Origin of the sequence: Treponema sp. (genome assembly GCF_045641405.1) — a bacterium.
In the GTDB taxonomy this organism is placed as follows: Bacteria; Spirochaetota; Spirochaetia; order Treponematales; family Treponemataceae; genus Treponema_D.
Window position 1 is genome coordinate 29,655 of sequence record NZ_JAZUGX010000047.1, and the last position, 25,900, is coordinate 55,554.

Here is a 25,900-nt window from a genome sequence, read left to right on the forward strand (position 1 = left end):
TTTTGTTGCCCCAGTATAATCTGCACCATGTCAGAAATCATAACAGCAGAAAAAATGGTTGCAGGCGGTGACTGCATAGGGTCGCTTAATGGAAAGAAAGTGTTCATTCCTTTTGCCATTCCAGGTGAAAAGCTTGAGGTTGAGATCACAAATGAACAGAGGGACTACTGCAACTGCAGGATAATCAAGATAATTGAACCATCGGAGCACAGGGTTATGCCCTTCTGTCCTCTTTATACAACTTGCGGTGGCTGCAACATGCAGCATATTGATTCAGCCTATCAGAGGGAATTACGGTCCCAGATTCTGCAGGATGCTTTTACCCATGAAGGCATTGAGATTCCTGAAATTGAAGTGATCTATGGGCAAGATAAAGGTTATCGTTCAAGGTTCCAGTTCCATAACGGCGGTCTTATGGGTAAGAAAAGCAATGATATTGTTCAGCTTGACATGTGTCCCTGTGCTACGGAGGAAATAAACCACTACCTTAAGGAAGTTCCTTTTGAGGACAGACCAGAAGGTAGAGTCCATGTTTTTGGAGCGCGGCATATATCAAACATTCCTGAAGGATATGACAAGCTTGTGATTGCAGAGAATGTTGAACCTGAAAGGCATGAAAAGAAATTCTCAAGACATCAACAGAAGACCGCTCCTGGTGGAAGAAAACTAAAAAAACAGAAGCAGATCAGAGCCCGCTATGAGGGTACTACTGTAAATGAAGCCACTACTTGCCAGGTTGAACTTCTTGGCAAGACCCTTACCTTTGACGTACAGGGCTTTTTCCAATCAAATCTTGAGGTTCTTGAAAAGGCAATTCCTCTTGTTACAGGTGGACTCGAAGGTAAAAATGTCCTTGATATGTACAGTGGATGCGGAACTTTCAGCGTGTTCCTTTCCGACAGATTTGAGAAGGTCACGATGGTCGAGCACAACAAGAGTGCCATAGTCTATGCCGAGCAGAACATGGTTGGAACAAGACATGAGAGCTATGGACTGTCTGGTGAAGTCTGGACAAAATACCATGCCGAGAATGTCATCAAGGCAGGAGGAGAATTTGACGCTGTAGTAATCGATCCTCCAAGAAGCGGAATGGAAAAAGAAGTTTGCCAATGGCTTCAGAAGTCTGGTATTCCTCACATAAGAAGCGTTTCCTGTGACATTGCGACCCATGCCCGTGATGCAAAATTCCTCATTCGCTCAGGATATAGGCTTGAAAAACTGTACCTTCTGGACTTCTATCCACAGACAGGCCATATAGAAAGCCTTGCGGTATTTGAAAAATGAAAAGATATGCTGTTTTACTTGTTGTTGTTTTTTTATCACTTCCCCTTTTTTGTCAGGCAAGCTTCGTCGACAAGGAAATTGATCTTGCTGAGACTGTCGCAACGGATATAAATGTTATCGGTGGAAGCATTTCATGCCAGCCAGTCAGGACCAGCTACGGATACATAGCGACTGGGGATGGCAAGCAGCTTTATGGTTTTACCCAGGAAGGAAAGCTCCTCTGGATGAGATCTACTAGATTCAGACTAAAAAGATTTCTTTCTGTTTTTTCAGAGGATCTGGTCTGTGTTGTTTCAACAGATTCAAGGATATCTTTGCTTAATTCCAGCGGTCTTAATCTCTGGACGGTAAAATGTGACTTTGTGATTTCTGATGAACCTGTCCAAGGGCCAGACGGAAGGATATATGCCCGTGGAAAAAATCTCATAGCCTGTTATGGCATTAAAGGAACCCAGCGTTGGGAAATAAAGACGGCAGACCAGAATCAAAAAATCAAACCTTCTATTCTTAATGACGGTTCCATCGTCGTGATTCTCTCAAAGACACAGGATGGCAAGTCCGTTGGAAACAGGATTTCTCCTTTTGGAAAGATCCTTGAAGAGATTGTTTTTGCAGGTGAAGTTGCAGAGGCAGTTTCAATGCAGGAAGGAATTCTTCTTTCATTCAAGGATGGTAGCGCAGGTTTGCTTTCCGTTGAAAAAGACAGCTCCGTCTCAAAATGGACAATACCTGCAGGCACTGAAGGAATGTCTGCTCCAGTAAGAATTGTCCCAGACAAGAAGAACAAAGAAGCTTATTTTATCTATGGTCCTACGTCAAAGATTGCCCGTGTCAAGACTGCAGACGGAGAGATTCTTTCCAATTTTGATTCTGGAATCGGAAGCTCTGACCTGACATATGCTTCTGTCACTTCTCAAGGTATTACTTTAACCACAAGAACAAAGGGATGCTGTTACAGAAAGGATGGCAAGGCTGCCTGGAAGGTTAAGTTCGATCCAAAAAAATCCATCAAGTACCTTTTTACATCGGATTCTGGATATATAGTCCTCTGCAACAGCAACTGGTCCATGGAGCTTTATCAGACACGGCTCAATGTGGACAATGCCAACTCTTCTTTCTATGAACCAAAGCCCAGACAGATAAAGACAGAAGCCATAGAAAATCTCATGCCTTCTTCCTATGACTTTGGACAGGTCCTAGACGAGGCTCATGCAGATGAAATTTTCCAGGCTTTTCATGAAGGTAACCTTAAGGAAGTAGAAGAAGAATATCTGTCACTTCTTGAAATGGAAATAAAGGAAATGGCTCGGCAATGGAACAGGAACAAAGCCGTCGGTCTAAGGGATAGTCTTTTTTTCCGCGAAAACATGGATTACGGTTCAAAGCTTATTGAGCTTGCAAGTGAAAGCCAGATATATTTTTGCCGAAGTGAGATCAATTCCATGCTGAAAAATGTTTCAGATCCATCTCTTATGCTCCTGCTTATAAAATGTGCGGGTAAATCGGGCTGGGATCCTGACTGCCAGACACTTGAGACCTTTGAATATCTGATGAATACAAAAAGAATTCAGCCTTCCGACAAGCTCCTTCTCGATGCCATTGCTGACAGTACATGGGAAATATGTCGTTTCATGGGCAGACCTTCCTTCTATCAAAAGGGAAAGAACATTCTTGGTTACATGCTTTACCCTCAGTTCCAGAAGGAAACAAGGGATAAGGCTGTGGAAATAATGAAGCTCATAGCGGCGTCAAAACTTTGATTTTACAGTGACAACGGTTAAAAACAGTGTTATTATATATAGGTTAATAATCGTGGAGGATTTTATGAAGAAATTTTTAGCATCTTCTCTCATCTTTTTTACATTGACAATGGCAAATGTTTTTGCAATCGATGTCAACGAAAAGGAACTTAAGAGTACAGGTGATGAAGGTACAATCGTTTTCGAAAACTATTCGGGCCCTCATGCAGTGATTGAAACAATTGAAGCTATTAAGGCTATCGGTAGTGGACTTGGAAACAGACTCAAGGCAAATGGATTGGACAAGGAAGCTACTGTAGGTGCAAATGAAAAATACACAGTGATTCATGCTGTAGATTCAACGACTGGAAAGCTCGATGCTGATATTCTTATCATCAATTCCAACGCTACTGTCGATCATATCCGCAACTTGAGGAGAATCATCGGTGCATATCTTTCGGCAGCTTATGGTTATAACGAAAAGGATGCATCTACAGTTGCAACATTCGTAACTGTTTACAATGCTGTATACCGCAATAATCTTGATGCCTTCAAGGGAAAATATAAGGACATTGTAACAAAGAACCTTTCTGCAGAAAAATGCGGTCTTTCTACAAAGTGGTCTGACTGGCCAGGAAACTCACAGATCGTAATTCCTCTTGGAGAATTTGCAGACGGAGGACTTTCTTCCGTTGAAACTTCAGTTATCAGTGACAAGAATGTTGTAAACTCCATGAAGGAAGAAGACGACAAGGGAATCGACGAACGCAAGAACATGGTGGACATCAAGGAACGCGAAGCTGATGCAGCAAATGAAAAGGCTCAGGAAGCTGCAAAGGAAGCAAGCCAGGAAAAGAAAAACCTTGATGAGCAGAAAAAAGCCCAGAAGGATGCTGAAAAGGAAGCCGCAGCAAAGAAGGCTGAGGCTGACAAGAAACAGCAGGAAGCTGCAGCAAAGAAAGCTGAGGCTGATAAAGCAAAAAAAGAAGCTGATGCAAATCCAAACGACAAGCAGAAACAGCAGGAAGCTGCTGCAAAACAGCAGGAAGCAAATAAATCAAAGACTGAAGCTGACAAAGCAAAAACTGAAGCTGCAAAGGCTGAAGACAAGGCTCAGGAAGAAAAGTCTAAGACTGAAGAACAGAAGTCTAAGGTAGACGAAGCTCTTTCTGCGGCAGAAGAGCTACAGAAAAAGGCTGACAAGAAGATGGATGAAGCTCAGAACGAGCGTCAGGAAATCGCAAAGGATCAGCAGGATCTTCTTAAGAATGAACTCCAGAATGTAAAGGATGGAACTGTACTTGGTCTCAAGGTTCTTGATGACGGTGAAAAGCTCAGTACATTGGTCAAGATCAATGCTAAGACTGGCGAGCTTGTGCGTGAATCTCCTGTAAAGGTTATCCGTGGAAGAACAGTTCTTGAAGTTCGTGATCCAATCATTGATACTGTCACAAATGCTGTAATGCCTGCAAAGAGCTCTGATGCTGCCCTCTTCTATATGGCAGTATGTGGAGAAAACTCTGGAATCGGTGCTGTCAAGCTTTGTCTTATCGATGCATTCACAATGGAAATCCAGAAGGAAAGCGACGAAGCACTTTCAAAGGATTCTGTGCTTGTCACAAATGGAAGCAACTACTACTGTGTAATTGAAGACGGTGGAAAGTATTATGTCGGTAACTACGATAAGTCTGTTTCCCTTAAGCAGAAGAGTACAATTGCAGTAAATCCTGCAACAGCAATTACTGTAACTGGCAGCGGTCTTATTGTAACGACAGAAAGAAACGAACCAGTGCTTCTTTCACTTACAGATCTTTCTTTGATCAGCAACTTGGATACAAGTAACGCAAAGTAATTTGTCCTGGTGATCATTTATAAGCTGCCTCTATCGGGGCAGCTTTTTTTTTCAGTGATTGTATTTTTTTTTGATTGGAACGACCGGGTATAATGCCTGAATGAAGAATCACCTCACCCATTCGTATTGTAAACTGAATATCTATATGTTAAAATTATAAGCCTTGTGGAGGTAAAAAATGGGTTTTATTAAACAGAAAATTTCCGGATGGAAAAAATGGGAAATAGCATGGATTTTAATTGCTTCCATCATAATTCTTTCTGTATCAATTTTGTCGAAGGATCCCCTAATCAGTTCTGTTGCAGCCATTACAGGTGTTTGGTGCGTCATTACAACCGGCAAGGGAAAAAGAATCTCTTTCATTTTTGGAACAGTTAATACCATATTGTATTCAATACTTGCCTGGCAGGCTTCTTTTTACGGGGAACTTACCCTTAATGTTCTTTACTATATTCCGATGAATTTCGTTGGCTTTTATTTTTGGAATAAGCACCTGAATGATTCAAATGATGAAGTTTCAAAAAAAGAGCTTAAATTCAACGAAAAACTTGTTTTTTTCCCGTTAATAGTATTTTGCACCCTAGGCTATGGATTTGTTCTTAAAAAGTTTGGTGGTGCTTCTCCGTTCATTGATTCCATGAGTACTGTCTTTGCTGTTTTTGCACAGATTCTTTGTACAAAAAGATGTAAGGAACAATGGTATTTATGGATTATAGTAAACATTACAAACGTTGTTCTTTGGACTACAGATTGCCTGAGGGGAAACAACAGTTACCTTATGATTCTGATGTGGTCTGTGTATCTTTTTAATGCAATAATCATGTGCGTTAAATGGACTAAGGAAGCTAAAGAAAAAAAGACACTCTGATGTACAAAACAGGTATTTATGGGGGGACTTTTTCTCCCCTCCATCAAGGGCATGTTAGATGCATTATTGAAGCAACTTCTCTATGCGATGAGCTTTATGTCATAATCAATCATAGTATTGACCCAAAAGAAATTGACATACGAATCAGGTACAGATGGCTTTATCAATTGACCTTGGAAATGGGTAATGTAAAGCTCCTGATTCTCGAAGACAATAATGTTTCAAAGGAATCGTATACATTGGATCAGGCAGTGTTAGATTCTGCTTGGGTGAAAAAGCAGATTGGGAAAAAAATCGACATTGTTTTTTGTGGTTCTGATTATGATGAGAGCAGCTTTTGGTCAAAAGTATATCCTGAATGCAAAATACACTATTTCAAAAGGGATGAAATAAGTTCTACAAAAATAAGGGAAAATCCCTATAAGCACTGGAGTTGGTTGCCTCAGGTTGTAAGACCATTTTATACGAAAAAAGTTCTTGTTTGTGGGCTTGAAAGCACAGGAAAATCAATTCTGACAACAAAACTTGCCAAATACTACAATACGAACTATGTCATTGAAGCCGGTCGAGAGTTGTCCGAACGTTCAGGTCGGGATGATTTGATGCTGCCTGAAGATTTTACGGAAATTCTCCTGACTCAAAAGATGAATGAAATGAAGGCCCTTGAAAATAGCAATAAAGTTTTGTTTTGTGACACCAATGCCCTTTACACGCTTTTTTATCTTGAGTATTTCAATGTAAATCATGTTAATGATAATAACATTGTTCTAGGAAAAGCGATTGAATTGGTAAACGAATATGACCTGTTGATTTTACTGAAACCCACGGATATTTGGGTTCAAGATGGAGATCGGAAGGAAGAAATTCATGAAAACCGTGAACTCTATTATTCCAGGATAAAAAAGATTATATCCGACAGTAACAGAGAGTTTATTGAAATAGACGGTTCCTATTCAGAAAGGTTTGCAGAATGCGTTAGATTGATAGACATACTTTTACAGGATCAAGTCTGTTCATAAAGTTTCTGGTATTCAAGGGCAACCTTGTCCCAGGAATAATTTTCGTGAATATATTCAGAAGCATATCTGATCATAGTCTCAAAGGATTTTCTTCCTTTTTTCTGAACCTGAAGAATAAGCTTTTCAAGAAGTTTGCTAAGATCATCTGCTGAATTTGGTGAATAGAGGTATCCTGTTTTACCGTCAACAATCTTCTTTAACCCGCCTGTAGCATGGGCAACAGGAATTGTCCCGAATGTTTGGGCAATGAAATCTTCAAGACCACAAGGTTCAAACCAGCTTGGATGCAGTGAAAAATCTGCGGCGGCAACGGAAAGCCTTGCAGATACTTTTTCATAGCCTTTGAGGTAGACGATACTTCCGTCAAATCTTTTTGCCATGGAAGCAAGACGTTCTTCAAGCTCTGGTGCGCCCTGCCCTGCAAATATGAATTTGACCCTAAGACCTTTGTACAGTAATTTCTCTGCAGCATCGCACATTACTTCTATGCCCTTCTGGTGAACGACTCTCCCATGATATGCAATGAATATGAAGTCATCATCTTTTCCTGCTGTATCTATATTTCCATATTGAACAAGACCACCAGGTAGTTTTTTATTTTCCAGGGATGCAAATTCCCTAAGGAATATGGTGCGTCCTTCATATTTTCCTTTCAATTCAAGATTTCCTGGATCATAGGCAAATGGGAGCAATGATTTTTCAGTATCTCTCGTATCGTAACGGGAAAAATCTATGCCGTTTGTTATGCCTACTATTGGAATCTTCTTGTTGACAAATTCTCCTGCTAGACCTGCTGTATCTGTTTTGTCTTCAAGAATTTCCTTTGCGTATTCAGGAGAGACTGTTGTAATGCATGCATTCATTCCTGCAAGAATAAATGGTTCAACAGCCTCGCCGCAAAGGCCGTTTTCAAGGTATTCCTTTGGTATGCCTGTGTAATACAATGCGCTTTCCATACTTGCGAAATTATGGTGATATCCAGGGCCTGCATTGTGAATTGTAACTGCATAGCGTGTTTTTTCGAAGGTCTTTGAAAAATGGCCATAGACAGGAACCATCGCTGTTGCGGCATCCTGACAGTGGATCACATCTGGGAGGGAATCATTGCAGAATTTTTCGCCGTATTGGATTACAGCCTTCTGGAAAACAGTATTGAGGAAGTTGACATCAAAGTGGCCTTCTCCCTGACGGTGCTCTGGATCTTCAAGCTCGTCCTGGTGTGTGTATGTGTATACTGCTTTTTTTTCCGTAAAAAAAGGATGCCTTACAAATACGATGTTCACGCCGTTCATGATTCCAGAGAAATAAAAAACTCTCTCAAGATTATCGCTGACAGTTACATCGCTAAAAACATCTTCCTTTCCAGGATCACAATTTTCTACATGGGAAAGATCCGTACATCCATAAAAAGGAATGAAAAGGGTTATCTTATGACCAAGTCTTGCAAGGCTTTCGCAGAGTGAACATGCAACATTCTTTACACCGCCCGCCTCTGCAATTCCTGCATATTCACGGGAAACAAGCCAAATATTCATTTTGATTCCTGCTATTTTTTTACAAAATCAGGTCTAAGGACTTCTGCACCATTCATGTAAACCATCTTCAGTTCAGAATTTTCTTCAAGGTATAGGGTGATCATTACACGGATGCATTTTCTTAACATGCCAACGATTTCAAGTTCAGGGCTGCTGAATAGAGCGACTTTTGAGGTGTCTATGCCTGTGTCGGAATGCCTTAAGGCATAGCAAGGATTCATTACGTCAAGGTCATCAGTCATGGTGAATTGGATGGAAACCAAGTCCTTTGCATCAACGGAATTGAGCTTGAACAATTGACGGCACATGTCGCCAACATTTTTTAGGATATCTTCCTTCGTATTTTCGGAGCATACAGCTCCTCTTAAAGCGTATAGTCTTTTCATATTTTTACCTTCTTATATTTTGTATATCCAATATTTCCTATTTTATGGTTTTAAGTGCATTGATGACTGCAGCGGCATCACCTGTCTTGAACATGTCTGAAAGATGTGGATATTTCTTCATCAGATCTCCTATCTTTTCAAACTGGGAAAGCATTCTTTCCTGCTCAAGATAACTGTCAGCATGTTTGTCGGCGTAGCTTTCAAGCTTTGAATTCAGCATGGAGAGGAACACCTCATAGGATTCCTTTGCCTTATTGTATACCTCAATGTCAGGAAGGTTGCAGTCGGAAATTTCAACAGAAGAAAAAGCAATCCCCTCGAATTGGGACTTCTGTTCCATGATTACCTTTAGAATTTCGCTTTCAGTCAATGCTGTGGGCTGAACTGCAATACCTGTACTGTTCTTAAGAAGGGAATCTGCAAGAAGGCTTGCTGCGATTTTAGCCCTATTACCATAGTATTCAAGAAGATCTTCATTTGTACGGATTACATTGTTCCTGTAGAGGACAACAATCTGCTCAGGTGAAATGCTCATGGAAATATTGAATTTGATATTATAGGAAAAATCTGCGCTGGAACCTGCATAGTCCTTATACAGTTTTGCGGAAGGCAGTTCCCCAGAAACAACTTGTGTTGTCTTGTATGGTGAAAGGTCAAAGGTTTCCAATGTAACGTTTGTTGGAAGAAGTCGTTCCCATCTCCAGGTGAAGGCACCTGCAACGACAGGTTTTTCGTATATACCGCAGGTCTTTGAAGTCATGACTGCGCAGTAGCCAGGCTTTACCCTGAATGTTATCCATCCGATGTAGAAAATAACTGCTCCAAAGATAGCAAGCACTACAAGATTACCGAAAAACTTCTTAGCTTTCATATTCCCCAACCATAAAATTGAAATTTAAAATACTTACCTATATAATACTATGGAATTGAAAATTTATAAAGGGGACTCTGGGATCATAATAAATGGCAAAGAACATCATAAAAGACACCTTCAAGAACTCCTTTTTCTTCAAGCTCAACTGCAGGACAAGTCTTTTTCTTGGTCTGTTTCTTGTTGTTCTTTTTTCCTTTTATCTAAGCGGCAATCATCAGAATTTTCTCGATTCAACTCAGCTTTTCGTCCTTTTCCTCTGCTCTGTTGACAGCATAGGCCTATTCCTTTTTTCCATGGCAGGATTGATTGAAAGTGTTGTTCTTTTCATTGTTTCTGGAAAAAAAAGCTACTGGATATTTTTTGCTGTTTTCTTTCTATCATCCGTTGTGTCTGCAGGAACTTTTTTTATTGTCAGGGTTCTTTCAATCCTTACCCTTGGAACAGAATGAAACCTCTGCAGTAAAAGGTGTGTAGATAAGGAAGCTTCCCTTTACAGACTTTAGTTCAATCGGTTTCCCTTCATTGAAAAATTTTTCGGATATTCTGTTTGAAAGGCTTGGCATACCCTTCTTGAACAGGCTGTTCCATTCAAATCCATTGCAGTCAAGCTCTGTATTTTCGTATTCAGAAGAAATTCTTGATACTGAAATTCTGTCGTCAAAGTTTATGTTTGAAATTTTCAAAGCCGAATTACATCCGCAGTACCAGATGACCTGTTCTCCGCAAAGCCAGACATCAGCGTGGTATTCTCTTGAAAAGGAATCATAGAGCGCCATGAAATGGTCTGGACGTCCTCCATTGCCTCCACATAGAACTACAGTTCCTTCCTTGCCTGCAATATCCTTTGCCTTCATAAGTGCAAGTTCAGAGTCTGTGTAATCCTTGTCGTGAGAATATATTTTCTTTTCACAATCATATTTGTCGATGAGACGTCTGTCTGAAACACTGTCAAAATCCCCCACAAGAAAATCGGGAGATTTTGTAATCAAGCCTGCCTTGAGAAAACTTTCATAAGCATCGAGTCCAGAATCTGCAGCTATGATGTAGTCTGCATTAAAATTCTTGAAAAAAGGAGCCGCCATGTCTGTTTCGGGAGACTGGCCTCCAGTAAAAATCAAAACTGTCATAATGGAAATTTCCTTGCTTTTATGCTAGAACTATATCATGTTTTCCAGCAAAAGTGTAAAGATTCCAGAGACTCTCAAGAAAGTAGCTAAAATTTTCAACGACAACGGTTATGGTGTTTTCCTTGTAGGAGGAGCTGTCAGGGACATGCTTATGGGTAAAAGCGTCCACGACTATGACCTTGCGACAGACGCAACTCCAGAACAGGTAATGTCTATTTTCAAGAAAGTCATCCCGACAGGAATAGCCCACGGGACTGTAACCATACATATTTTTGGGATGCAGCTGGAAACGACAACCTTTAGGACAGAGGCTGATTACAGCGATGGAAGACATCCAGACAAGGTTGAATATGCAAGAACCATTGAAGAGGATTTAAGCAGAAGGGATTTTACGATGAATGCCATAGCCGCAGACCTCAGTGATGGAACAATCAAAGATCCTTTTGATGGAATTGGAGATATTAAGAGAAAAATAATTCGCACGGTAGGAAATCCGTTGGAACGTTTTGGTGAGGACGGCCTTAGACCTGTGCGTGCAATCCGTTTTGCAGGTCAGTTGGGATTCAGGATTGAGGAAAAGACTCTTGAGGCGATTTCTGATGCAAATGTAATTAAAAAGATTAAGTCAATTTCCGTTGAAAGATTCCATGATGAATTCTGCAAGATTTTAATATGTGAAAAGCCAAGTGTATGTTTAAGGTTGCTTGAAGATAATGGGCTTATGGATATTTTCATTCCACAGTTCAAGGTCTGCCGTGGATGTATTCAGGGTGACAATAGAGGATTCCATGAATTCGATGTTGCAGATCATAATTTCTATGCCTGTGACGGTGCACCCAAAGACAATTTGATTGTTCGACTTGCGGCCTTCTATCATGATATTGGAAAGCCAGAATCAAAAACAGTTGAAGTAGTTGACGGCAATGAAATCATACACTTCCATGGACATGATGCTGTCTCTGCAAAAAAATGTCTTGAATCAATGACGGCTCTTAAATTCTCAAATGATGACATTAAGCAGGTCACCCATCTGGTAAAGCATCATATGTTTTTTTATGAACCTCAATGGTCGGACAGTGCTGTAAGAAGATTCATAATAAGAATAGGTCTTGATAATCTTGATAACCTTATCCATCTACGTCTTGCTGATATTCACGGAATGCATAATGTTGCCGTAGTTCCTGGAAGTCCAAGCTGGAACAACCTTGTAGAACTCAAGGACCGCATAGCAAAGCTTATAAGCGAAAATTCCGCATTGAGCCTGAAGGATCTTAAGGTCAACGGAAATGATTTGATGAATTCAGGCATACCAAAAGGGAAATTAATCGGCAACATCCTTTCTGAGCTTTTTGAGACAGTTACAGACTCCCCTTCAATGAATGATCATGATAAGCTCATTGAACTTGCAAAGAACATCTATAGGACAAAGTATTGTCAGAAATAATTCTTGGAAATATCAGAAAGGATATTAACATTGCTCCAGCAGAAGAAAAAAGCATATAGAACGCAAGGTCTTTTTCAATTCCTGATGAGACTAAAAGGATCATTGGGATTGCTCCCATTATTGTAGTCAGGTTTGTCAAAAAAATGCTTTTCCTGTTTCTGTAAAGTCCTGATGATTCAATCAATATGGCATTGTTCACAACCAGTCCTGAAGCAACCGCCATTCCAATGAAATCTTCTGCCGTAAGACATGCATGGAGCATTAATTTTATACCTAAAGGAAAAGCAAATGCTGCGGGTATTATTGAAAGAATTGCAAGTGATGACTTAGGATTCTCATTGAAAATGCAGATAAACACAAACAGCAGGATTATTGATGATAGCAAAGAAAATGTAATGTTCCTTACATCATCCTGATATTCCTTTGTTCTTTTATCAAAGGAAAAGGAATAATTTTCTGGCAAACCAACTTCTTTTACGGCATCCATAATGATGGATTTTGCCTTCTTCATCGAACCGTACTTGAAATGCACGGTGATTTTTGCACAGGGTTTATTGTTTTTTCTATGCAGCTTTCCTATGAAATCCTTTTTGCTGAATTTTACAGCTGAACCAATTTTATACAATTCATCACCAATGAATACTTTCTTATCAATTAAACTTTCAATATTGAATGTATCATGTTGCTCGTCCAAAAGCCTTACGTCATATTCTTTCATATTTTCAATCCATTTGTTGATTATAGGTGCGCCCAAATACCAATATAGATTATCCGCCAATTCAAGAGGAGCGCAGTTTAATCGGTTTAGCATATGATCGTCCATGGTCAACAATAAGCTGGTTTCCAGTCCTTTAAAGTTTAATACTGTAGATGCAGAAGCTTCAATTCTGTTTATTTTATCAGCCAGTTCTTTTGCAAGTTTTCTACAGACAGATGAATCAAGTCCTTCTATGGCTACCTCAATATCAAAACCTGGTTTCCTATCAAACATTCCATCATCTATAAAAGGTATGCCATCACCAGTTTTAGTTTTAATATCATCAATCAGGTTTATAAGATTTTTTTTAGTGATTTTTTTCCTGTCATAAAAAATTTTCAGTTCACAACTGCCTTTCCTTGAAATGGATATTATTTTTTCAACCATATAGCTTTTATTGATATGGTCTACGATTTTGCCAACTGATTTATCAATGAATTCAAATCTTTTTTCAGGATTGTATTCAATGTTCACGGAAATCAGGTCCAAAGATTTATTCCATTTTATGTCATGGTTTAAAAAAAATATGGCAAATATCGAAATCGTAATCAATGAAACATACACAATCCGCGCTTTTTTTCTGCTTAAGGTAAATACGTTTAATTTTGTATTCCATAGTTCTATATTGTCCTTCTCCTCCATTTCTATTCGACATAATATAATAGGATAGAAAAGCACAGCCAGAATAAAGGATGTTGCAATCATCATTACTATAGAAAAGCAAAGATTGGATATTCCTGGAATTATTTTATCTACATAAAAAAAAGGAATGAATACAATGATGTTTGTTCCAATAGATGTCAACAATGCAGGAATCGATTTTTGAATTTCATGGAGGAATATATCATTTTCATTTGATTCAATCCTTAAGTCAGCTATGACAAGGAGAGGATCTATTATGATTCCTAAGGAAATGCAAATTCCTGTTATTATGTCTTTGTTGATTTCTATACCCAGTGCGGACAGTAAAAAAAGATTCCATAGCAAGGACACAGGTAGAAAGGAAATGACTGAAATAATCAAGGCTTTATTTTTGAATATTATGATTACAGCTACCGTTATCAATGCAAAGCTTTGTAACAATGATAAAAGAATTTTTTTTATGCTCTTGAGCTGCACATCGGCTTCATCGTAAAGGATCATATATTCATTTTCTGAAAAGAAACTTCTTATAGTAGTCTGACATTTTTTTGATAGCTTAAATATGGATGAATCATTCTTTGCATATATTTCAATTTCTATGCATTCTCTACCATTTAATTTCACCATTTCATTCACTTCCTTTTCTCGTAAAGATACAGAACAAAAGTCGGAAAGTTTGACAAATTGATCTTGTGTCTTCAACAGAGAGCCAGAAAAATCATTCAATGAAGTGACCTTTGTTTTGAACTTCAAGGCTTCTGTATATGATTTTCCATCATAGCTTAAACATATATCTTGAAGAGTACGGTCTTGTATCAGTTCCGCAATTCCCTGAGGAACTATTCTTTTCCTGGCTATTTTATTGCTGTCAAATTTTATGGAAATTTCATTTTCCTTATTTCCTAAAATCCTTACCATTGATACTTCCTTAAGACCTTCAAGCAATGGAACAATATCCTTTTCTATGAGATTATCCTTTGGTTTGTTTTTGCTATCATGGTAGATGCAGATTATTAAATCTGGAGAACCTCCTGTGCTGTCAAAATATATTCTAGGATTCTGGATTGGATAAGAAATGGATTCCTTAAATATGTCCAGTTCTCTAGAAACGTCAAAATATAGATTTCGTTTGTTTATGTTCTCATCAAAATCAAGAACTATTGTAACCCTGCTCTCTTCACAGACTGTAGAAAGCTCTTTTATTCCAGATAATTTTGCAAGTTGATTCTCTAAAGGAATTGCTATTTCTTCTTCTAGAAATTTACCGTTCATGCCAGGATATGAGACTTCTATGCAGCAAGCTGTTCCTGTTTTTGTACTGTTGTTTCCAAATGAAATTTTTCTCCCTGAATATATTAAAAGACAGGTTATGAATATAAACATCAGTAAAGGAATTCTTTTGCTTCTGTACCATTTATGTAAGATCATGTGTTCCTCATTTTTTTATGTCAGATTTTTTCATAATCAACATTGAAGGAATAAGAATGATATTAATGACTAAGGAATAGATAAGTCCTCCTATGATAGAAATTGAAATTGTGGAATGAAAAATGAAAGGTAACAAGGAAAGTATCGTAGTTCCATTGGTTATCAAAAGACTTGAGATTCTGTTGCTGCATGAATAAATGATTTCGTCCTTGGATATAAAGTCTTTTCCTTTTATTGCTTCAATTAGAATAATTGAATTATTGGCAGAAAGCCCCATCAAAACAACTAAGGCTATCAAGGCGTTTAAGTCAAAACAGTACTTAAACATCAATAGGCTTATAAGTGAACCAGGTATTGATAGAACCATTGAAACGCATACAAGCAGTGGCAATGAAAATGAATTGAACAATATTCCTAGAAATATATAGATCAGAATGCTGATAAAAAATATGAGGACCAGGAATTCCCTAACTAAATAACTTTTTTGTTTTTTATCTCTGTCAAGGATTTCAAATTCCTCTGGAAACATGCAATCATCATCGCTTAGTGGATTTAATATTTTTGCATCCATTTTATTTTCCCTGTAATAAATTCTATCTTTCTTGACTTTTTCTAAAGTTCCTAGAGAAATGAGCGGTATATGGGTTTGCTCTGTCTGAAGATAGATGGTATTTATGAATTCCTCCAGTTCTAAATTTTCTTTTTTAACAATTGCCCTTACTGGAATTTTAATACTATCTATTTCCATTGGGTTCAAATCGATTCCTGAAAAATAATCATATACAAGGCTTGAAACATACTCGGAGCTTAAACCTGTTTTAGTGAACATTTCAAAATTAGGTTTAAATTCAATAATCTCAGATTGCTCATCAGGCTGTAACCTGCACTCATATAGACTTTTAAGCTGAGCTGATTTGTTCCTTAATTGATTGGGATTTTCTTCAAATAAGACATATCTTCCAAGTGAACCATTCAGGGATTTTAATATTGTATCGTTTGCCGACAAGTCAATCGAAAATTCGGGTCCATCAAACAGCTCTTCAAATTTCTTCAATAATTTATGCCTGTTCATTTTTTTTGTATAAAGAATGATTTCAAGATATCTTGAATTTAAGGAATTCAATGTGATTTCAGAATTTGAAGGGTTTCCGTCATACTTTATCACAGCTTTGTTCATGAATTTCCCTTCCTTAAATAAATTGTTCAACTCCTTTCCTGTTTTGTACAAGTATTCAGTAGATATGTTGTCTGGAAATTCCATAAGCATTGTCAGCTTTTCTGATCTATCATTCCCATCCAGCTTAAAATTCTGAAATTTAATCAAAATAAAACCAAAAATAATGGGAAAAAGAACCATCACAATTGAAAATACTGGAGTTTTAGTACTATGTGCCAGAAAGCTTTGACATAATTCAACTAACTTATGGTAGTTTTTATCATAACAAACGTTAGTTTTTTTATAATCCATCAGCTTTATTAGAGCTACCGTCAATGTAAAAGAAACCATAAATGAAAAAAATACGCAGCTGATGACTGCTATGGAAAGGCTTGAAAACATTTCCTTTATAGGACCTTCAATCATTAGAACTGGAGAAAATGATATTATTGTTGTTGCTGTAGAGCCGCAATTTGAAGATATTACATTGTTTCCCCAAACAGAAATCTTACTTGAATATACCAGCCGTTCTACGACAATTACGCTGCAATCTACGATCAGTCCAATTCCTAAAGTCAAACCAGATATGGAAATTTGATTCAAGGTATTTCCTGTTAAATTCAATGATGCTAACGTTAGGATTATGCACACTGGGATTGAAATGATTACAGATAATGCTAGGACAAAAGATTTAAAGCACAATAATAGGAATATAAATGTTATTGTTATTCCTGCTGCACTTTGGCAAAGCATATCATTCAAATCTTTTTTTAATTCATTAGTTGGATCCTCAAGGATGTCAAAATGATATTCATTTTTTTGTCCAACATTGATGTTCTGGAGTAATTTTTTTATATCCTTGGATACTTTAATTGGATTTGCTCCAGCACCATATTTTACGGACACCAGGACCCTTTCTTTACCGTTCATAAGGACAAATGATTTTCTATCCTTGATGCCTTTTTGTATTGCTCCAAGATCTTTTATTTTTACCGATCCTGATTCTATGTTATGACTAACAGGTATTTCACCGATTTGCTTTTCTGACTTCAACCTTGAAATCATTTTGATTTGATAAGTGTTTTCCCCTTCGTTTATTGATCCAATTGGAAATTCAAAATTTGTAAGATTATAGGAAGAAGCAACATCCCTTAGGTTCAATGAATGGTGAAATAAATTGGAGCCGTCAACTATAATTTGAATCTCTTCCTCTTCTCCTCCAATTATAGAAACTTCTGAAACACCTTTTGTTCTCAATAATTCCTGCCGTAATGTATCTTCAGCAAAGAATCTATTTTTAATAAGATTGTCTTTATCGTCTGTAATTGAAAATAGAAAATACTTCTTTGAACCATCTACTAATTGTACTGAACTTTTCTTGCATCCATAGGGTAAGAGTTCTGATGCACTATCAATTATTTCCTTTGTTTTTAACAAAGCAACATCCATATCTGTTCCAAAATGAAATTCAATCTGAACTAGTGACAGACCATCCTTTGAAATTGATGTAATGTCTTTTCTGTCCTGGATCGCAAGGCAGGCATTTTCAATGGGAATTGTAATCAGTTCCCTTACAGTTTCTGCATCAGAACCAATATATTCAGTTTCTATTAATATTTTTCTTGATTCTATTTGTGGATAGAAATCCAAAGATAGATTTTGAATTGAAAGCATGGAACATATCATAAGTCCAAGGTATAGCATAATGATGGAAATAGGATGGCGTAAAGAAAATTCTATCAAGTTTTACTCCTATTTATTAAAGGCTATGGAAATATCTTTTTCCAATTTATTCCCAAGGGAATCCATCACATTTCTATTTATATTCATTTCCACAAGTCCACTTCTATTTGTATTTGTTATTTCTAGTCTGAATTTCATTGCGCAGATAGTGCCGTCAAGATCATCCATTAAAGATAAAGGATGGTATGTGAACTGTTCCGTTGATATAATCTGGGCATTTTTAATGCTTATGGAACAGCAGGAATTTGTAGTCTTAAAGCTTAAGGCATCCAACGAACTGAAGTAGTCAAGATGCTTGGCTCCCTTTGAAATTTTAAAGACTAAATATAGCGTTGCATTTCTTGCAATCTTATCATTGCCGAAATATAGTGGATCAAGATTCAAGTAAGTATATTGAGTTCCGTAGCTTAATTCCTTGTAATTATTATCTGCGTCTATCTGTAGATAGGCTTTGATAAAAGATACAGGACGGCAGTTTTCATCATCAAGAATCATGGTGATTTTTTTCTCAAATTCTGTTTTGTTTCCATATAAGTCTTCAATTCCTTTATCGAGTGTCAGGTAGACATAATCTCCATAATTTCCATCGATATATATGGTCAACATATTATTTATGGAGCTAGTGGATTCATAGGAAAATTTTGTCGTTGACGGGAATATTTCTATCCTGCTTCCTATATATTCCATATTTATTTCTTCATTGAATTTCAAAAGCACCTTTGCCTTTGGGGGAACATTATGGTTTTCATAGGGTTGTTCATTGAGCGTGATTTCATTGTTTGCGCTGTTCAAGTAGAAAACTTCATATTCTGGTGGAGCATTGTCATTACCCGTTTTAAAACGATATTCATAAGGTTCCTCCAGGGGATTGTTTCTCTTATCCTTTAAATCCTCACTTATAGTAATTTTATACATGATACCTTTGGGAATTTTATGAGTTGGAATCATATGTGCTTTTGTATCATCTTCCATAAAATCAACGATAAAGGATATTTGAGGTTCTATTTTAAAAGCATTTTGAAAACTCTCTTCCTGAATAGGTTCAGAAAATATGATTTCCAAGGCAACTAAGCTGTCATCCTGGTTAATCTTGGGTTCAATCTTCATGATTTTAGGATTCATAGTTTCTTCTTTTGTATTGAATGTTCTATAGAATTTTTCTTTCAAAGATTTTCCATTAATATCCTCTGCCATGGTGCCAATCGATATTTCATACTCACAATTATCCTGTATACCTTTCTGTGGATAGAAACAAAGTATTTTATTGGAAGTGCTGAAGGTTCCAGAAACACTGAGTCCATTTTCAGTGAGTAAAAATGCCTTCCGTGTTTTTTCATCATCAATATCCGAAGAAAAAACAATTTCAATTTTTTCTTTATCGTATGATGAATCAATGACTTCAAAATAAGGAATAAAAAAATTAGAACATGAAGAAAATGCAAGTACAGTTAATAAAATGGATTTTAATCTAATGAAGGCTCTAATATAAAGCATTCGGTTTCCTCCAAATATTCATTGAATTGATTGATTATTCCTGATTGCCCTCCCTGTATTTTAAGCTCATAGAAAACAGGGGAATCAAATTCACTGATTTTAAAATTGTCATATTCCATGATGATCCTGCTTCCAGAAATCCAATTTATGCTTCTTAAGGTGGGAGATTGGACAGTCAGTGGGAATTTTATTGAGAGTTTTATCCTATCTGCGGCTGATTTTATTTCTTCTTTAGAAAATTCAGATGTAAATGAAATCATAAACAATGCACTGTATTGTTCTTCTGCAACATCGTTTGTGGTTATGGATTTTATCGATGGAAGAAATTTGCAGCTTTCCTTACTGTCAAGAAGATCTATGATTGAATCATTTATCTTTATTTCTTGTATTTTTATATATTCATATACTGGTATGAAAGAGAATTCAAGCTTTTCATATAACTCAATTCCATTTAGATCTGTGATTTTTTTGCTGATATATATTTCATACTTCTGTTTTTCCTTATAATCAGATTCAGGAACAAAAACAAAATTTCTGTTTTCAATATCCATAGAGATGAACTGTCCTTCTAAATATGGACTGAAGGTTATTCCCTTTTTGATTGAATCAAAGTCCATTGGCTTCGAAAATTTAAATCCGATGGAATCATTTTTCTTGAGTTCATTCAGAGATTCTGTTTTTTCCATAAGAATATAGCCATCGGAATTTTTAATCGCCCTGCAAACAAGGGACAGCTCAGGAATCTCCGTGTCCTTCATGACCTTGAAGGTCAATTTCCTATCTTCGAAGTGATATGAGTTTTGTGATAAAAGGTTGCATATTTTAATCTCATAAAAGATATTTGGGGCCCATCGGTTTTTGGGGGATATTATCAGGCAGTGACTGTCATCTGAAAGTTCTTTTTCAAATTCAGTTGAAGGATAGATGATGATATCATGGACTGAATCAGGATCAATTTCTTTGGTGAACGGAATTTCAAGAGATGCTTTTAGATTATCAGGGTATTTTATATTTTCTTCAATAATATAAGTCATGCTGCTTTCAACCCCATAATAGAAAGTTCTTTTTATATAGGACTGAACCATCTGTCCGTCTATGCGTATGCTGCCGTCAAATATAAGGATATAAAATTTTCCTTTGCACCACCCCTTTCTCGGCTTTACGGCTATACTGTTTTGTGTCCATGAATATTCAACATCTACAGTTGTTGAATTCTCGTATAGACAAATTGAATCTTCAGCTTCTTTTCTGTTACAAGAATCTGAAAAAATAAAGCTTATGGTTTCTCCTTCAAAAAATTTGTCGTTCCCAGATATCGAGCATTCTATTGTCCGATCATTAAAGGTTAATATTTTGCAGGAAGATAAAATTGCTACGTAAGCAAACAATAGGATTTTAATTAATTTCAACTGCATCTCCTTCTCTAAGAAAAACCGACGGGTGATCTACAATGATGTCGTTTTCTTTAAGTCCTTTTTCAAGATATACAAAACCATTTTCTTTATCCGCGATTTGTATTGTTTTAAAAAATACATGGTCTGCAGAAATGACATAAACTCCTGACTCTTCATTTTTTTTGTATACAACCGAAGTTTCTGGGATGGCTAGATAGTTTTTTTCTTCATCTGATTTTCTTATGCAGCTTATGAACATGCCAGGCTTTAAGTGATTATCATTGTTTGTAATTTTAGTTTTTATGCAGAAATTTCCACTGACAGGATCTGCCATAGGAGATATTTCACAGATAAAGGAAGACAAACTTTCTTCTAGAGATGGTACATTTACCTGAATGCCATCATTGATCCTGTATTTCCAGACTTCTTTTTCCTGGACATAGAAGACTCCATTAAGACAAGAAGTATCGATTATGATGAAAACAGTCTGGTTTTCATCTACATGGTCTCCTATCTGAAAGTTGCTGGCTCCTATAATACCAGATACACTGGCCCTGATATTTAATTCATCTAAAAGATTCTGGATAGAAGCAAGATTCTTTCTTGCATTATCAACCTTGGATTTCTCTGAATTGACCAGATTGCGTCCTTGGCATGTGTTCATGTCTATTAAAAGTTCTGTCCTATTAATGCTTGATTCAGGGATTTCATATCCATTGTTCAACAGGTCAACATCCCTGAACCCTATGGAATTGATTTCAAGTTCCTTTTCTAGAATTGAAATAGAGGTTTGCAATTGAGATATTTGTAGTTCTTCTTCCTTAAGTCTAAGAGGAGAAATTCCACCAAGTTCACCTAGCTCCAGATTGTTTTCATGACATTTCCTTTTGTATTCATATTCTACTTTTTCCTGCTGTATCTGGAGTTTCAATTTATCAAGGTTTCTGATCTGTTTTTCAATTGAAATACAATCCGCCTTTAAGTTGTCTTCTGCAATTCTTAAAGATGATTCTGCTTCTGACAATGTGTTCTCAAGCATCTCCTTTTGATTTTCCAATTGGATGTTTCGTAGCACTGCAAGCAAATCTCCTTTATTTACAGCTTTACCTTCCTTTGCATAAATCTTCTCCACACGGCCGCTGACTAAGGAAGATACATTATGCTTAGAAATATAATTAAGGGTACCGAGATTTGTTTCAGATTCCTTCAGGGATTTTACTACCACGGAAACTGGTTCAACCTTTATGATATTTTTTCTTAGTGGTGTATCGTCATCTTTACACGACGATATGATGGGCAAAAGTACAATTAGAAAAGCTGCAGTTATTAGGTCAATAAGGACTGCTCTCATAGAATTCTCCATTTTTTTTATTGATGCAGAACTGCAGCTTCATCTGCAGTGTTTTTAGTTTTGCTGAATTTTCATACAAAGAAGTCATTTTCCCTGCAAGTACAATTTGATGTTCTATTAAATCTACTGGACATTTGATTCCTTTTTCGATTTCTTTCCGCAAGATTACCGTCTTCAATTCATTTAGCTGTATTTCTTTTTTCAATATATCTATAGTTCTTTTTAATGCATTCAACTCCATGATCCTGTGATGAAAATCAATCTTCAACCCTTCGTCATAGGATTTTAGATTTATGATCTGCTTTCTTTGATTCAATTTGTTCATTTTTTTATTTTCTTTCCATGCAAAATTATTTTTTGAACTGGCCTGCGAATAACTAACTGTTCCTGTTAAAGATTTTTTTTCTCTTGTAAAGGATTGGGAGCCTTGAAATGAAACAAAGGGGTTACGGTCAAAGGACATAGAAAACATCAACTGAAATTTTGGACCATGCATAGGGAATTCATCGCCCTCAAATCCTATTGACGGTTCAATGGAAAGACGCGGCTTATAGAAGGTTTCCTCAAGTTTTTTTATTTTTTCAGAATATTCATATTCAGCAATCATTTTTTTCCGTTCATTGTTGCTGTCCAATAATTTTCTCAACAGTAACTCCATGTCTTCAAATGACTCCGTCTTCATTTGAACAATTAAGTCATCCTCTTGAATTTTCAATTGATCCTGAATTTCCATACCAAGTAAGTTTTTTAATAAGAAAAGGAGATTTGCAATCCTGTTTTCCTGCTCGGAAAGATTGGCATCAAGCTCAAGCAACTTGATTTCATAATCCATTAAATCAGTTTCAAGAATCATTCCTAGAGCAATCTCTTTTTCCAGGGCCAATTTATATTGGATGGCATTATCTTTTGTTCTTTCAAGATTTTTTTTCGACATATAGGCATTCTGGTATTCATAATATGTTTCCATAATCTCTATGCAGTGTTCCTCAATTTTTTCTTCAACCTTTAGTTGATCGAAATAGTTTTCAAGGATATTCAATTTGTATTCAAGTTTTCGTTCACCACCGTCATAGGCAAGAAAAGACAAGCCTAAGTTGAAATTTTTGTTTCGATAATCCGATGCATTAAAGTTGACCAATGCTGAATCTGAAAAAGCAATGGTGATGCGTGGGAAATAGGCTCCAATGTCTTTCTTTACCCTGCTTCCATTGGCGTGAACCGTTAATCTTTCCATTAAAAGGGATTCATTGTTTGCAAGTGAATAATCAATTGCATCCTTAAGGCTTCTTATGAATATTGTTTTCTGTGCTTGCAAAGGTGAAATGAAATATAGAAGCATTAAAGATAAAGCTTTTAGATTTTTTTTCATAGGCTCATTGCTTCAATTTTTGATAGGCATTTTCTTAAGAATTTTTCTTGTACCTCAGGTGAATAGAAGGTTTCCATCCCAGTTGAATATTCCGAAAGAACGGCAACTTCATTACAGTCTTCATCATAAAGACTGCATTTTAAAAAAAGAGAATGTACATAATTTCCATCAATGAAAAAGCTTTTTTCAAAGATTTTCATTTTTAGGGTCAAAGGTTCTTTGTTTTGTCGATTGGATTTTTCAAACAGACAATTACCTATTGCCATCATCTGTTCCTCAACGGCAAAATTTTTCATTCCATCAAGGTCTGATTCAACGGACGATATGCATATCCTGTCATTGTTGTCTTTTAATTCCGCAGATAAGAGTTGAGTTTTAAAGGTCATGCAACCAAATAGTGGAAGACATGTTAACATCACGAAAATTATAGATACGCCTTTCATTGTTTCCTCTCATTAATATTCTTGATTTCATCAATTTGAAGCTGTAGATTTCTGTCCTCAGTCAGGAATTGAGCTTTTGTCAGATATCGATCTGAAATGTCTTCTAGACCAAATTCCTTATAAATTGCAGCAAGATCTAGAAAAGTGGAAATTCCTTCTTCAAGGCACTGTTCTGCCATTTTTTGCCATGAAAATCTAAGCTCCAGGTCCTTGTTCTTTTTTGCAAGCCTTGAATGAAGTTCATAGATTCTAAAATCACTGGAATTGTCTTTCATGAATTCGTTAAGATGAATTTCAGCCTCGGACAGTCTATCTGTATCAATAAGGGCTTTGATCAAGAATAATTTCCCATCAATGAAAAAAGGATATTTCCTTTCAATTTTTTTCAACAGCTTGACGGAACTGTTCTGCCTTCCCGTGTAGAACAATATTTTTGCCTTAAGAAGCAATGCAGGATAGTAATTTCTATTTGCTCTTAAAAATCTATCGCAACTTGTTTCTGCCTTATCAAATTCCTGGCAAGAAAACCTTTGAATGGCTTCCGAATAGCTATCCTTGACATCTTCTTTTACGGAACAGGATATGATCATAAAACAAAGAAATGGAAATAGGATAAAGCTTTTCAATTCATCCTCCATTCATTCAGAATATGATTGATTCGTTCCTTTAGGCGCCCTTCTCCATGTTGAAGTTTTTCTTCAAGCAACTTCATTGTTGACTCCTTCCCTTTTGCCCGTGACAGAACATTCATGGCAAAGTAAACATACTTATTGTCAGGCAGGGATATGAGATTGCAGATTTTTCTAAGGGCATTGGCATCATCATTTTCAATTATCAAACTGCAGCTTTGATAAATATCATTCATTGACATCAGTTTTTCGCTTTCAGTTTTACTTAAACCAATTGGTGCACCCAATCTTTCCTTTGCGTAATCAGAAAAATGGTTGTTGGATGATATGTCAAGAATTCTTTCAAGACTTTCTGTTGGAAAAACATCAAAATTACCATTGATAAAAACTTCAGAAACAAGATAATGGTAGACAGGAAAACCATTGAAGATGTTTTTAAGAGGCAGAATTTTCGTAATGATGTCTGCATCAATTTTACCAGTCAATACATCATGCTTGCATTTTATATAGTCATAGACGATACAGTCTGTTTCTTTTACGACAGGGAAATAATTTTCTTTTCTGATCACGGCAGTAAGACATCCAACAGCATCCCTTATCTGTTTTCTGGATTCTTCATCCTCATATTTCAATTCAAGACCATGAAGATTTCTTAAAAACTGTTCTTCATCGGATTCAAGAAAACAGGAGGCATACTCAAAATCAACAAACGCATAAAGGATTGATTCAAAAATCTTTCCTTTCTTCTCATATAATGAACTTGCAAAATGACCTAACCCATAGTAATAGGCACCATCATTCAGAAGTCCAGATACAAGCTCCAAGCATTCTTCAATCTCATTGTTATCTGATAGCAGAATTGAATATAGCTTTTTATCTTCTAAGGAAGCATCCGATGAATTTTTTGAAAATCCAGACTTAAACGCAGCATAGGCATTTTCCTTATTGCCCATTGCGTATTCTATCTGTCCTTCTAGAAATTTGAATTTTGATCCATGTTCTTTAATCGCAAGACTTTTACTGCACCACTCAAGGCTTTTCTCATAATCTTTCTGCATCAAACAAAGGGATGAATTGAGACCATAGTAATTGCAGAGGTATTCTTTTGAAATTGAGTTTTTAATGACCTGTTCTGCACGCTTAAGATATTCCATTGCTTTTGGATAGTTATCATTTAGAATATAAAGAGAAGCAATATCAACCTTTACTTCGAATGAATCAGGGTGGGAAATATCATATTCATAAAGCAGTTCAAGAGGATTATTGCTTTGAAAACTAAATGCCTTTAGAGTTTCGTATTTTTTGATTTGTTTTTGCCCGTTGCAGGATAAAAGCATCAAGCAGCCAATTGTCTGTGCCATAAAAA

The 25,900-nt window shown here is 36.6% G+C and carries 20 protein-coding genes; 7 read left to right on the plus strand and 13 right to left on the minus strand.

Annotation, left to right across the window (positions count from 1 at the left end):
- The first annotated feature begins 27 nt into the window (after positions 1-27).
- The 5 genes from ACKI39_RS07320 (at position 28) to ACKI39_RS07340 (ending at position 6,762) form a co-directional block, all read left to right on the plus strand.
- A complete protein-coding gene (locus ACKI39_RS07320; RefSeq protein ID WP_407399125.1) occupies positions 28-1,284 on the plus strand; it encodes a class I SAM-dependent RNA methyltransferase in 1,257 nt (418 codons plus the stop codon).
- The gene (locus ACKI39_RS07325; protein ID WP_407399127.1) at positions 1,281-3,044 is read left to right on the plus strand and encodes a hypothetical protein; all 1,764 of its coding nucleotides are present in this window, start codon (positions 1,281-1,283) and stop codon (positions 3,042-3,044) included. Before ACKI39_RS07320 ends, ACKI39_RS07325 begins: the two co-directional genes overlap by 4 nt.
- A gap of 64 nt (positions 3,045-3,108) precedes the next feature.
- Positions 3,109-4,875 (plus strand): P83/100 family protein, encoded by a 1,767-nt coding sequence (locus ACKI39_RS07330; RefSeq protein ID WP_407399129.1) that lies wholly within the window; start codon positions 3,109-3,111, stop codon positions 4,873-4,875.
- A 178-nt stretch (positions 4,876-5,053) separates the two neighbouring features.
- Positions 5,054-5,743: a nicotinamide riboside transporter PnuC gene (pnuC, locus tag ACKI39_RS07335; protein WP_407399131.1), complete on the plus strand. Its 690-nt coding sequence runs from the start codon at positions 5,054-5,056 to the stop codon at positions 5,741-5,743.
- Positions 5,743-6,762, plus strand: a complete 1,020-nt coding sequence (locus ACKI39_RS07340; protein WP_407399133.1) for an AAA family ATPase — start codon at positions 5,743-5,745, stop codon at positions 6,760-6,762. Before pnuC ends, ACKI39_RS07340 begins: the two co-directional genes overlap by 1 nt.
- Here the strand turns inward: ACKI39_RS07340 and ACKI39_RS07345 are convergent.
- Genes ACKI39_RS07345 through ACKI39_RS07355 form a run of 3 tightly spaced genes read right to left on the minus strand, consistent with a single transcriptional unit; the run spans position 6,747 to position 9,554 of the window.
- Positions 6,747-8,297, minus strand: coding sequence for a glycogen synthase (locus ACKI39_RS07345; protein ID WP_407399135.1), 1,551 nt, complete (start codon positions 8,295-8,297; stop codon positions 6,747-6,749). The two genes, ACKI39_RS07340 and ACKI39_RS07345, sit on opposite strands and share 16 nt — an antisense overlap.
- Positions 8,298-8,308: 11 nt before the next feature.
- Positions 8,309-8,683: a chorismate mutase gene (locus ACKI39_RS07350; RefSeq protein WP_407399137.1), complete on the minus strand. Its 375-nt coding sequence runs from the start codon at positions 8,681-8,683 to the stop codon at positions 8,309-8,311.
- 37 nt (positions 8,684-8,720) lie between these two features.
- A complete protein-coding gene (locus ACKI39_RS07355; protein WP_407399139.1) occupies positions 8,721-9,554 on the minus strand; it encodes a hypothetical protein in 834 nt (277 codons plus the stop codon).
- A gap of 92 nt (positions 9,555-9,646) precedes the next feature.
- Between ACKI39_RS07355 and ACKI39_RS07360 the strand changes: the two genes are divergently transcribed.
- Positions 9,647-10,006, plus strand: a complete 360-nt coding sequence (locus ACKI39_RS07360) for a hypothetical protein (protein ID WP_407399141.1) — start codon at positions 9,647-9,649, stop codon at positions 10,004-10,006.
- Here ACKI39_RS07360 and ACKI39_RS07365 read toward each other — a convergent pair.
- Positions 9,980-10,684 carry a hypothetical protein gene (locus tag ACKI39_RS07365; protein WP_407399143.1) on the minus strand — a complete coding sequence of 235 codons (705 nt, stop codon included), beginning with the start codon at positions 10,682-10,684 and terminating at the stop codon, positions 9,980-9,982. The two genes, ACKI39_RS07360 and ACKI39_RS07365, sit on opposite strands and share 27 nt — an antisense overlap.
- 37 nt (positions 10,685-10,721) lie before the next feature.
- On the opposite strand from ACKI39_RS07365, the gene ACKI39_RS07370 reads away from it, so the two are divergent.
- Positions 10,722-12,128 carry a CCA tRNA nucleotidyltransferase gene (locus ACKI39_RS07370; RefSeq protein WP_407399145.1) on the plus strand — a complete coding sequence of 469 codons (1,407 nt, stop codon included), beginning with the start codon at positions 10,722-10,724 and terminating at the stop codon, positions 12,126-12,128.
- On the opposite strand, the gene ACKI39_RS07375 is transcribed toward ACKI39_RS07370, so the two are convergent.
- Genes ACKI39_RS07375 through ACKI39_RS07415 form a run of 9 tightly spaced genes read right to left on the minus strand, consistent with a single transcriptional unit; the run spans position 12,079 to position 25,895 of the window.
- Positions 12,079-14,955: an efflux RND transporter permease subunit gene (locus tag ACKI39_RS07375; RefSeq protein WP_407399147.1), complete on the minus strand. Its 2,877-nt coding sequence runs from the start codon at positions 14,953-14,955 to the stop codon at positions 12,079-12,081. The genes ACKI39_RS07370 and ACKI39_RS07375 overlap by 50 nt on opposite strands.
- A 7-nt stretch (positions 14,956-14,962) precedes the next feature.
- Positions 14,963-17,854 (minus strand): efflux RND transporter permease subunit, encoded by a 2,892-nt coding sequence (locus ACKI39_RS07380; RefSeq protein WP_407399149.1) that lies wholly within the window; start codon positions 17,852-17,854, stop codon positions 14,963-14,965.
- A gap of 9 nt (positions 17,855-17,863) precedes the next feature.
- A complete protein-coding gene (locus ACKI39_RS07385) occupies positions 17,864-19,348 on the minus strand; it encodes an Ig-like domain-containing domain (protein ID WP_407399151.1) in 1,485 nt (494 codons plus the stop codon).
- A complete protein-coding gene (locus tag ACKI39_RS07390; RefSeq protein WP_407399153.1) occupies positions 19,318-20,757 on the minus strand; it encodes an Ig-like domain-containing domain in 1,440 nt (479 codons plus the stop codon). The genes ACKI39_RS07385 and ACKI39_RS07390 overlap by 31 nt, the downstream gene beginning before the upstream one ends.
- Positions 20,744-22,093 (minus strand): efflux RND transporter periplasmic adaptor subunit, encoded by a 1,350-nt coding sequence (locus ACKI39_RS07395; protein ID WP_407399155.1) that lies wholly within the window; start codon positions 22,091-22,093, stop codon positions 20,744-20,746. Before ACKI39_RS07395 ends, ACKI39_RS07390 begins: the two co-directional genes overlap by 14 nt.
- Complete coding sequence (locus ACKI39_RS07400) at positions 22,074-23,462, minus strand: TolC family protein (protein WP_407399157.1); 1,389 nt, start codon at positions 23,460-23,462, stop codon at positions 22,074-22,076. The genes ACKI39_RS07395 and ACKI39_RS07400 overlap by 20 nt, the downstream gene beginning before the upstream one ends.
- Positions 23,459-23,905, minus strand: a complete 447-nt coding sequence (locus ACKI39_RS07405; RefSeq protein ID WP_407399159.1) for a hypothetical protein — start codon at positions 23,903-23,905, stop codon at positions 23,459-23,461. The genes ACKI39_RS07400 and ACKI39_RS07405 overlap by 4 nt, the downstream gene beginning before the upstream one ends.
- Positions 23,902-24,531, minus strand: coding sequence for a tetratricopeptide repeat protein (locus tag ACKI39_RS07410; protein ID WP_407399161.1), 630 nt, complete (start codon positions 24,529-24,531; stop codon positions 23,902-23,904). Before ACKI39_RS07410 ends, ACKI39_RS07405 begins: the two co-directional genes overlap by 4 nt.
- Entirely contained in the window at positions 24,528-25,895 is a 1,368-nt protein-coding gene (locus ACKI39_RS07415) for a tetratricopeptide repeat protein (RefSeq protein ID WP_407399163.1), read from the minus strand. The genes ACKI39_RS07410 and ACKI39_RS07415 overlap by 4 nt, the downstream gene beginning before the upstream one ends.
- Positions 25,896-25,900: the final 5 nt, after the last annotated feature.

Excerpts from the sequence above, each read along its gene's own strand:
- ACKI39_RS07325 (WP_407399127.1), top strand. The coding sequence starts at position 1,281 with ATGAAAAGATATGCTGTTTTACTTGTTGTTGTTTTTTTATCACTTCCC.
- ACKI39_RS07330 (WP_407399129.1), top strand. The coding sequence starts at position 3,109 with ATGAAGAAATTTTTAGCATCTTCTCTCATCTTTTTTACATTGACAATG.
- ACKI39_RS07415 (WP_407399163.1), bottom strand. The coding sequence starts at position 25,895 with ATGGCACAGACAATTGGCTGCTTGATGCTTTTATCCTGCAACGGGCAA.
- ACKI39_RS07340 (WP_407399133.1), top strand. The coding sequence starts at position 5,743 with ATGTACAAAACAGGTATTTATGGGGGGACTTTTTCTCCCCTCCATCAA.
- ACKI39_RS07320 (WP_407399125.1), top strand. The coding sequence starts at position 28 with ATGTCAGAAATCATAACAGCAGAAAAAATGGTTGCAGGCGGTGACTGC.
- ACKI39_RS07350 (WP_407399137.1), bottom strand. The coding sequence starts at position 8,683 with ATGAAAAGACTATACGCTTTAAGAGGAGCTGTATGCTCCGAAAATACG.
- ACKI39_RS07365 (WP_407399143.1), bottom strand. The coding sequence starts at position 10,684 with ATGACAGTTTTGATTTTTACTGGAGGCCAGTCTCCCGAAACAGACATG.
- ACKI39_RS07345 (WP_407399135.1), bottom strand. The coding sequence starts at position 8,297 with ATGAATATTTGGCTTGTTTCCCGTGAATATGCAGGAATTGCAGAGGCG.
- ACKI39_RS07375 (WP_407399147.1), bottom strand. The coding sequence starts at position 14,955 with ATGATCTTACATAAATGGTACAGAAGCAAAAGAATTCCTTTACTGATG.
- ACKI39_RS07405 (WP_407399159.1), bottom strand. The coding sequence starts at position 23,905 with ATGAAAGGCGTATCTATAATTTTCGTGATGTTAACATGTCTTCCACTA.
- pnuC (WP_407399131.1), top strand. The coding sequence starts at position 5,054 with ATGGGTTTTATTAAACAGAAAATTTCCGGATGGAAAAAATGGGAAATA.
- ACKI39_RS07395 (WP_407399155.1), bottom strand. The coding sequence starts at position 22,093 with ATGAGAGCAGTCCTTATTGACCTAATAACTGCAGCTTTTCTAATTGTA.
- ACKI39_RS07400 (WP_407399157.1), bottom strand. The coding sequence starts at position 23,462 with ATGAAAAAAAATCTAAAAGCTTTATCTTTAATGCTTCTATATTTCATT.
- ACKI39_RS07360 (WP_407399141.1), top strand. The coding sequence starts at position 9,647 with ATGGCAAAGAACATCATAAAAGACACCTTCAAGAACTCCTTTTTCTTC.
- ACKI39_RS07385 (WP_407399151.1), bottom strand. The coding sequence starts at position 19,348 with ATGCTTTATATTAGAGCCTTCATTAGATTAAAATCCATTTTATTAACT.
- ACKI39_RS07355 (WP_407399139.1), bottom strand. The coding sequence starts at position 9,554 with ATGAAAGCTAAGAAGTTTTTCGGTAATCTTGTAGTGCTTGCTATCTTT.
- ACKI39_RS07370 (WP_407399145.1), top strand. The coding sequence starts at position 10,722 with ATGTTTTCCAGCAAAAGTGTAAAGATTCCAGAGACTCTCAAGAAAGTA.